The organism is Curtobacterium sp. Csp2 (assembly GCF_013347165.1).
Genome location: NZ_CP054593.1, coordinates 1,084,664 through 1,092,636 on the forward strand (window position 1 = coordinate 1,084,664; position 7,973 = coordinate 1,092,636).

Consider the following 7,973-nt stretch of genomic DNA (forward strand, 5'->3'; position numbering starts at 1 on the left):
TGGGCTCGGAGATGTGTATAAGAGACAGGGCCCCCACGAGGAGCGGGATCATCGAGTTGATGCCGCCGCACTCGATGGGCATGGTCGCGCTCGCCCGGGGCGCCGCGATCCTCGGCACCGGCGGCGGCGGCGACCCGTACATCGGCCGGCTGCTCGCCGAGGCCGCCGTCCGCGCGCACGGCCCGGTGCCGGTGGTGCAGGTCGAGGACCTGCCCGACGACGCCGTCGTTCTCAACGTCGCGATGATCGGCGCGCCGACCGTGATGGTCGAGAAGACCCCGTCCGCAGGGCAGTTCGCCGAGGCGGTCCGCAGCCTGGCCGCGCACCTCGGGGTCACGCCGACGCACATCGCGTGCATCGAGGTCGGCGGGGTCAACTCGACGAGTCCGATCGTCGCGGCGGCCGAGCTCGGCCTGCCGCTCGTCGACGGCGACGCGATGGGCCGCGCCTTCCCGGAGGTCCAGATGGTCCTGCCGACGCTCGCCGGGGTCCGTGCGACGCCGATGGCGCTCGCGGACGAGAAGGGCAACTCGGTCGTGTTCGACACCGTCGACAACCGGTGGGCGGAGCGGCTCGCCCGCACCGCGACCGTCGAGATGGGCTGCTCCGCGATCACCGCGAACTACGCCATGAGCGGTGCACAGGTCCGCGACTCGTACGTCCGCGGCAGCCTGTCGCTGTGCGTCCGGCTCGGGGAGGCACTGGTCGACGCGCGCGCCGCGAACGAGGACCCCGTCGACGCGGTCGCGTCGGTCCTGGGTGGTCGGGTCGTCTTCACCGGCAAGGTCACGGACGTCGAGCGGAAGACCGTCACGGGGTTCGCCCGCGGGACCGCCCACCTGACCGGGTCGGGCAGCGACACCGGCCGGGAGGCACTGCTCCGGTTCCAGAACGAGCACCTGCTGGTCGAGGTGGCCGGGTCGGTGCGCACCACAGCACCGGACCTCATCGTCACCCTGGACGCCGACACCGGCGAACCGATCACCACCGAGGGCCTGCGGTTCGGCGCGCGCGTCCGGATCGTCACCGCGCCGGCCGACCCGCGCTGGCACACCCCGGCGGGCCTCGCGCTCGCCGGCCCGAGGTACTTCGGCTACGACACCCCGGCGGTCCGCCACGACGGCACCGTCAGCGAGGGAGAGCACGCATGAGCTGGACGATCGACGTCGACGACCTGCCCGACCTGGCCCGGGGCGCGGCGATCCTGGGCACCGGCGGCGGCGGCGACCCGACGGTGGGGATGCTGCTCGTCCGCGCGGCGATCACGGAGCACGGCCCCGTCACGATCCTCGACCCCGACGAGGTCCCCGACGACGCCCTCGTCATCCCGACGGCGCAGATGGGTGCCCCGACCGTCGTGCTCGAACGACTCCCGTCGGGCCCGGAGCCGCTCGGTGCCCTCCGGCGGCTCGAGCAGCACCTCGGCCGCACCGCGAGCGCGACCATGCCCATCGAGTGCGGCGGCATCAACTCGATGATCCCGCTCCTCGTGGGGGCCACCGGGGGACTGCCGGTGGTCGACGCGGACGGCATGGGCCGCGCGTTCCCGGAGCTGCAGATGGAGACGTTCTCGGTGTACGGCGTCCCCGGGTCGCCGCTCGCGATCAGCGACGAGAACGGCCACGGCGTCGTCATCGACACCGGGCACGACAACCGCCAGATGGAGTGGCTCGCCCGCGGCGTCACGATCCGGCTCGGCGGCGTCGCGTACATCGCCGAGTACGCCATGACCGGACGCCAGGTCCGCGAGACCGCGGTGCCGCGCACGTTGTCCCTCGCGCTCGCCGTCGGTCGTGCCGTGCGGGTCGCCCGCGAGGAGCACCGCGACCCCGTCGAGGGCCTCGCCGAGGCGTTCTCGCGGACGATCTACACGCACCTGCGCGAGCTGTTCGACGGCAAGGTCGTCGACGTCGAGCGCCGCACGGTGGACGGGTTCGCGAAGGGCCGCGCGACCGTGCAGGGCGCCGACGGATCCGAGCTCGAGATCGCCTTCCAGAACGAGAACCTCGTGGCGCGACGCGACGGCCGGCTCGTCGCCGTCGTGCCGGACCTGATCTGCGTCCTCGACGCGGAGACCGCCGAACCGATCACCACGGAGCGGCTCCGGTACGGGCAGCGCGTCCGGGTGGTCGGGGTCTCGACGCCCGACCTCATGCGCACCCCGGAGGCACTCGCCGTGTTCGGGCCCTCGTGCTTCGGGCTCGACGACGCCTTCGTGCCCGTCGAGGACCTGCACGAACGGGTGCCGGTGGGGGCGCGCTGAGCCGCGCCGATGCGCGAGGATCGACGGTGTGCACCAGGGCGAGCAGCGTGACGGAGCCGTGACGAGCCTCCAGGCCGTCGACGTCGACGACCTCGGACGCGGCACCGCGCTGCTCGGGTGCGGTGGTGGCGGTCAGGTCGACCACATGCTGCACGCGCTGCGGACCGCGCTCGGCGCGGCCGCGGTGCCCGTCGTGCCGCTGGACGGCGCCTTCGGGTCGGTGGTGGCGGTCGGGCTGATCGGGTCCACGACCGTGCTCGAGGAGAAGACCCCGAGCGGTCGTGAGCTGACGGACGCGCTCGCGGCCGTCGAGCGCTGGACCGGTCGGCGGGCGGACGCCGTCGTCGCGGCGCAGATCGGCGGGGTCACCGGACCCGCGGCCGCGCTGACGGCCGTGGCGGCCGGGCTGCCGCTCGTCGACGCCGACCTGGTCGGTCGGGCGACGCCACGGATCGACCAGCTGTCCCTGTTCGTCGACCCGGTCCCGGTCACCGCGGCCGCCGTCACGTCGAGCGGGCTCCGCATCGTCGTCGACGCCCCCGACCCGAGCGACCTCGAGACGGTGTGGCGCGAGGCGGTGTCGCACAGCGGCGGGTGGGCGGCGTTCGCGATCGGCCCCGTCGACGCCGGGACGCTCGCGGACCGCGCCGTCCTGGGCAGTGTCAGCCGCGCGCTCCGTGCCGGACGGGCCGCTGCCGGGGCGCGCGACGTCGGCGCGCTCGCGGCCGCGGTCGGTGGTCGGCTGGTCGCCCACGGTCGGGTGCTCGACGTGCAGCGCGGGGGCGACGCCGTGGCCTTCGTGCACGGGTCGATGGCACTGCAGGACCTCGGGTCGGGGGCCGTCGTCCGGGTCGAGGCCGGGAGCGAGTGGGTGCACTGCCTGGTCGACGGTGAGCCGGTCGCGGCCACCCCGAGCTGCATCGTCGTCGTCGACGCACGGTCCCTGCGGCCCGTGGCGACCGACCGCGCCCGCGTCGGCGACGAGCTCGCCGTGCTCGTGCTCCCGGGGGCCCCGTGGTGGTGGGCGGACCCGCGCCGGACGGAACGGGTGTCGCCGCGGGCGTTCGGCATCGACGCCGACCCCGTGCCGGAGGTCGTCGCGTGATCCCCGTCGCGGAGTTCCTGCCGCTGCTGCCGCCCGGTACCGAGGTGCTCGTCGGACCGGTGACCGGCACCGTCGCCGCGGTCCGCGGGGTCGTCGGCACGCCGGAGCAGGTCGGCCGGACACTCACCCCGCAGGACGACGCGGTCGTGCTGCTCACCCCCGTGGCCCGCTTCGACGCCCGGTTCGACGTGCTGCTCCGTCGTGCCGCGTCCGCCCGGGTCGCGGTCCTCGTCGTCGCCGTGGCCGAGGACACCCCGCTGCCCGGGCCGGGGACCGCGGCGCTCGCCGACCGGCTCGGGGTCGGGGTGCTCGCGACGCCCGACCCGTGGACGACGTCGGTGCGGGTGCACGAGCTGATCGGCACCGGCGACGCCCCGGCCGCACGGGCCGCGGTCGTCGCCGCGCGCGCCGGGCTCGACGCCGGCCCCGAGCTCGAGGACCTGTTCACCCGGCTCGAGGCGGACCTCGGGCACCCGGTGCGGTTCCTCGACGCCTCCGGTCGACCACTCCGCGGGGCAGGGGTCGCGCCGTCGACGGCCGCGCTGCTCGCCCGGACGGTCGGCACGAGCGAGCCGGTGTGGGCGACGGACCCCGGCGACGGCGCCTCGTCCGGCGGTGCTGGCTCGTCGGGCGACGCTGCGTCGTCGGGCGGCGCTGCGTCGTCCGGTGGTGCTGGCTCGTCGGGCGGCGCTGCCGAGACGGTCGTCGCCGTGCCGGTGCCGACCGGCATCGGGCCGCGCGCCTGGCTGGCCGTCGGGCTGACCGCGCCGCTCCGCGCCGAGCGGGCCACGCTCGCCACGGCGCTGCGGGTCGCGGCGGTCGCGGCCGGGCACCGCCTCGTGCTCACCCGGCTCGACGACGAACGCGACGCCCGCTACCGGATGGCGATGCTCGACGACCTCCGCACGGCCGACGGGGCACCCGCGCCGCCGCTCGTGCAGCGCACCATCGCCGCGGGGTGGCAGCTCGACGCGTGGCACGTCGGCATCCGGCTGGTCGCCCGCGGACCCGTCGACGCCGTCGCCCTGCGCCGCGAGGTCGAGATGGCCTTCGACGGCGAGGGCCTGGACGTCGTCGTGGTCGAGCAGACCGACGGCTGGGCGCTCTGGTGCTCCGTGCCGCACGAGCCGGACCGGGCCGCCGTGGCCGCCCTCGCCGCGTCCGTCCGGTCCGCCCAGAACGCGCTGCGCTCGGCCGTCGACACGAACGCCGGCGTCGGGAGCGTGCACGCCGGGCCCGCCGGACTCGTCCGGACCCTCGGCGAGGCCGGCGACGCCGTCCGCCTGGCCGCCGCCCGGCCCGAGTCGGGATGGTTCGTGCACGTCGACCGCCTGGGGCTGGCGCAGTTGCTGCTCGCGTGGACGCAGACCGACACGTTCCTGCCGGCGGCCGAGCAGCTCCTCGCCCCGCTCGAGCGCGGCGGGGGAGCGCTCCGCTCGACCCTGGCGGCGTACCTCGACGCGGAGTCGTCCGTCGCCGAGACCGCGGCCGTGCTCGGGGTGCACCGGAACACCGTGGCGGACCGGATCGACCGGGTGCAGCGGCTGCTCGGCGTCGACCTCGGCGACCCGGAGACCCGGCTCGCGCTGCACCTGGCGACGCGGGCGCTCGGCGGGGCGTAGCGCCGGTCAGCCCGGCCAGGACTCCTGCGACCACGAGCCGTCCGGGCCCCGCTCGTAGGCCGTCCGGTGGCTCGCGGCGTCGATCGCACCGCGCCAGAACACCATCCGATGCGGGGTCAGCGCGTACCCGGCCCACGTCGACGGCGGATCGAGCGCAGCACCACCGCGCGATGCCGTGAAGTCCGCCCAGACCCGTCGCCGGTGCTCGGGGTCACGCTCCGCGGCCTCGCGGTCGTTCACCCACGCGAGCACCTGCAGGTACCGCGTGCGGGCGGCGTAGGCGGCACGGGCCTCGGCGTCCGTCACGGGTGCGACGTCGCCGACGACGACGAGCTGCCGGGCTGCCTCCGGCCAGACGAGGGTCACCGCCGCACGGGGGAGCGCGGCGAGCTCGGCGGCCTTCCGGCTCCTCGCGTCGGTGTGGAAGTGCAGGCGCTCCCCGTCGAACCGTGACAGCAGCACGGTCCGGGCGTCGGGGTAGCCGTCGAGCCCGACCGTCGACAGCGTCATCGTCGGACCCGGGCCGTCCTGCGCGGACGGCAGCCAGGCCGCCGCCAGGACGAGCGGGTCGACCGGGGCGGCCGGGTCGGCCGGGCCAGCGGCGTCGTCGGTCGCGGCCGCCGCCTGCCCCGGCAGCACGGTCACGACACCGCCACCACAGCGGGAACGGCGGGACCACCGACCCCGGCGGCACCTCCGACCCCGGCGGCACCACCCGCGCCGGCACCACCTGCGACGGCGCCGGCGCCCGCCGCCGGCCGCGCCACCGCCGGGTCGAAGCGCGCGATCTCGTGCAGCGACGCCACCGCCTCGTCGAGCGACACGTCCCACAGCGCCTGCCCGTACGCCGCCGTGGCCCGGCTCGCGTCGCCGACGACCCCGGGCGTCCCGAAGTCGTTCGACAGCCAGCCGAACGACACCGGCCCGCCGTTGAACCGGATCCGCTCGAACTCGGCCAGGTGGTCGGGCACCCACCGTTCGGCGAGCGACATGTCGACGAGGTCCGGCCGCAGGTGCAGGATCATCGACGTCTCGGCCGCACCGCCGTGGATCCCGAGGCCGCGCTCGTCGGCGTCCTCGCCCGAGGGGCCGGGGACCCGCGCGAGCGTCGGCATGAGGAACGTCTTCAGTCCGTAGCGCTTCCGGATCTCCCGCAGCGCGACCTGCAGGAGCGCGACGTTCCCGCCGTGTCCGTTCGCGAACACGAGCGAGCCGGCGCCCATCAGCGCGACCGCCCGTCCGACCTGGACCGCGGTGTCGAACATCGTCGACTCGTCGAGCCACACGGTCCCCGGCGCCCAGCTGTGCTCGTCGGACTTCGTGAACGCGATGGTGGGGAGCTGCCAGACGTCCAGGCCCTCGGCGGCGGCCCGTTCGACGGCGGCGCCCCCGATCCGGTCGGCGAGCAGGAAGTCGGTGACGAGCGGCAGGTGCGGGCCGTGGTGCTCGACGGCACCGGTCGGCTGCACGACGATCGAGTCGGGACCGAGCCCCGCGGCCACCGCCGGGCCGGACAGCTCGGCGAGCAGCCGCGAGCCGGCGGTCACTTGCCGAACCCCGGGACGACCGGCTGCGCCGACGCCGTCGAGCCACCGCTGACCACGAGCGACGGGTCGATCACGTGCCCCGGGTTGAGCAGCCCCTCGGGGTCGGTGCGCTGCTTGAGCGCCACGAGCTCCTCGACGCCGTGGTCGACGTAGTACTGGTGCGGACTGTGCACCCGGACCCCCAGGTCGCGGAGCAGCGGGTACCCGGCGTAGACGTCCTCGGCCCCGGTGTACGGCGCGGTGAGCATCCCGATCGGGCCGACGTGCGCCGCCTCGATGTGCAGCATCCCGCCCGGGTACACGGCCTCGACCTCGGCGATCCGGTCGATCAGGGCCTCGCCGCCGACCTCGACGTGGAACCACTCGGTGTCCGGGGTGTTCCGCTTGAGCCACCAGATCGGGTGGTTGTAGGACAGCATCGACACCTTGGTGGTCTGCTGCAGGCCCTCGCGGACGTCCAGCACGCTCCCGCCGGCCTGCTCGATCAGCGCCCGTGCCTCGTCGAGCACGGCGTCGTCGACGATCGCCCGCAGACTGGCCCGGTCGTCCGGGATCGCGGCGTCCGAGGGCAGCGTCGCGGCGACCTCGGCGCGATCGGCGCTGACGAGCCGGGGCACGGGGTCGAGCCCGCGGAGCGTCCGCACGGCGACGAGGGCCTCCTCGAACGTCGGGAACGACGCGTACACGGCGCGCCACTCCTGCAGCGGTTCGAGCCGGACGGTGGCGCGGGCGATGATCCCCGCGGTGCCGTAGGTGTGCACGAACGGCTGCGCCTCGTCGCCCTCGACGTGCAGCAGTCCGTCGGCGCCGGGCAGCGCCACGTCGAGCGCCGTGACGAAGCCCTGCCAGTTGGACCCGTGCGCGATGGACCCGGTGCCCCCGGACCCGCCGGACAGGAACCCGCCGATCGTGGACTGCGCGGTGGACGGGTACATCCAGAGCTGCTGGCCGGTGGCGGCGGCGGCCTGCTCGAGCGCGACCATCGAGGCGCCGGCCTCGGCCGTGACCCAGCCCTCGCCGACCTCGACGACGGCGCGCGCCCGCGAGGTGTCGAGCACGAGTCCGCCGTGCAGCGGGATGCCCTGGCCGTAGTTGCCGGTGCCCTTCCCCCGCGTGGTGACGGGGACGCCGTGCCGGACGGCGGCGCGCAGGGTGGCCGCGACGTCGTCGGCCGACGCGGGGTAGGCGACGAGGTCGGCGAGGCCGAGGGGCAGCTGCGCGCTGAGGATGGGGCTCATGGTCGCCTCGTCGACGGAGGCGCGGGCGCGGGTGCGCTCGCGGTCGACGCGAAGGCCAAGGGCGGCGACCTGACGAAGTCGAAGACCCAGTCGACGCAGGCGAAGCAGCGCGTGCAGGCGATCGCGTCGACGGTCGACGCGGTCAGCGCCGCCGTCAAGCAGTCGGACGCCAAGGCCACCGAGCTGTACTCGACCGAG

At 75.5% G+C, this 7,973-nt stretch carries 7 protein-coding genes; 4 read left to right on the forward strand and 3 right to left on the reverse strand.

Features of this window, described 5'->3' with window-relative positions:
• Nucleotides 1–59 precede the first annotated feature (59 nt).
• The 4 genes from HUN59_RS05480 to HUN59_RS05495 are packed head-to-tail and all read left to right on the forward strand — an operon-like array spanning nucleotide 60 to nucleotide 4,990.
• The gene (locus HUN59_RS05480) at nucleotides 60–1,151 is read left to right on the forward strand and encodes a DUF917 domain-containing protein (RefSeq protein ID WP_174777780.1); all 1,092 of its coding nucleotides are present in this window, start codon (nucleotides 60–62) and stop codon (nucleotides 1,149–1,151) included.
• Nucleotides 1,148–2,263: a DUF917 domain-containing protein gene (locus HUN59_RS05485; RefSeq protein WP_174777771.1), complete on the forward strand. Its 1,116-nt coding sequence runs from the start codon at nucleotides 1,148–1,150 to the stop codon at nucleotides 2,261–2,263. The genes HUN59_RS05480 and HUN59_RS05485 overlap by 4 nt, the downstream gene beginning before the upstream one ends.
• 28 nt (nucleotides 2,264–2,291) lie before the next feature.
• Nucleotides 2,292–3,368: a DUF917 domain-containing protein gene (locus HUN59_RS05490; RefSeq protein ID WP_174777772.1), complete on the forward strand. Its 1,077-nt coding sequence runs from the start codon at nucleotides 2,292–2,294 to the stop codon at nucleotides 3,366–3,368.
• The gene (locus HUN59_RS05495; RefSeq protein ID WP_174777773.1) at nucleotides 3,365–4,990 is read left to right on the forward strand and encodes a PucR family transcriptional regulator; all 1,626 of its coding nucleotides are present in this window, start codon (nucleotides 3,365–3,367) and stop codon (nucleotides 4,988–4,990) included. Before HUN59_RS05490 ends, HUN59_RS05495 begins: the two co-directional genes overlap by 4 nt.
• Nucleotides 4,991–4,996: 6 nt before the next feature.
• Here HUN59_RS05495 and HUN59_RS05500 read toward each other — a convergent pair whose 3' ends face one another.
• Genes HUN59_RS05500 through HUN59_RS05510 form a run of 3 tightly spaced genes read right to left on the reverse strand, consistent with a single transcriptional unit; the run spans nucleotide 4,997 to nucleotide 7,775 of the window.
• Nucleotides 4,997–5,635: a pyridoxamine 5'-phosphate oxidase family protein gene (locus tag HUN59_RS05500; RefSeq protein WP_217483623.1), complete on the reverse strand. Its 639-nt coding sequence runs from the start codon at nucleotides 5,633–5,635 to the stop codon at nucleotides 4,997–4,999.
• Complete coding sequence (locus HUN59_RS05505) at nucleotides 5,632–6,537, reverse strand: creatininase family protein (RefSeq protein ID WP_174777781.1); 906 nt, start codon at nucleotides 6,535–6,537, stop codon at nucleotides 5,632–5,634. Before HUN59_RS05505 ends, HUN59_RS05500 begins: the two co-directional genes overlap by 4 nt.
• Nucleotides 6,534–7,775 (reverse strand): FAD-binding oxidoreductase, encoded by a 1,242-nt coding sequence (locus tag HUN59_RS05510; protein ID WP_174777782.1) that lies wholly within the window; start codon nucleotides 7,773–7,775, stop codon nucleotides 6,534–6,536. The genes HUN59_RS05505 and HUN59_RS05510 overlap by 4 nt, the downstream gene beginning before the upstream one ends.
• Nucleotides 7,776–7,973: the final 198 nt, after the last annotated feature.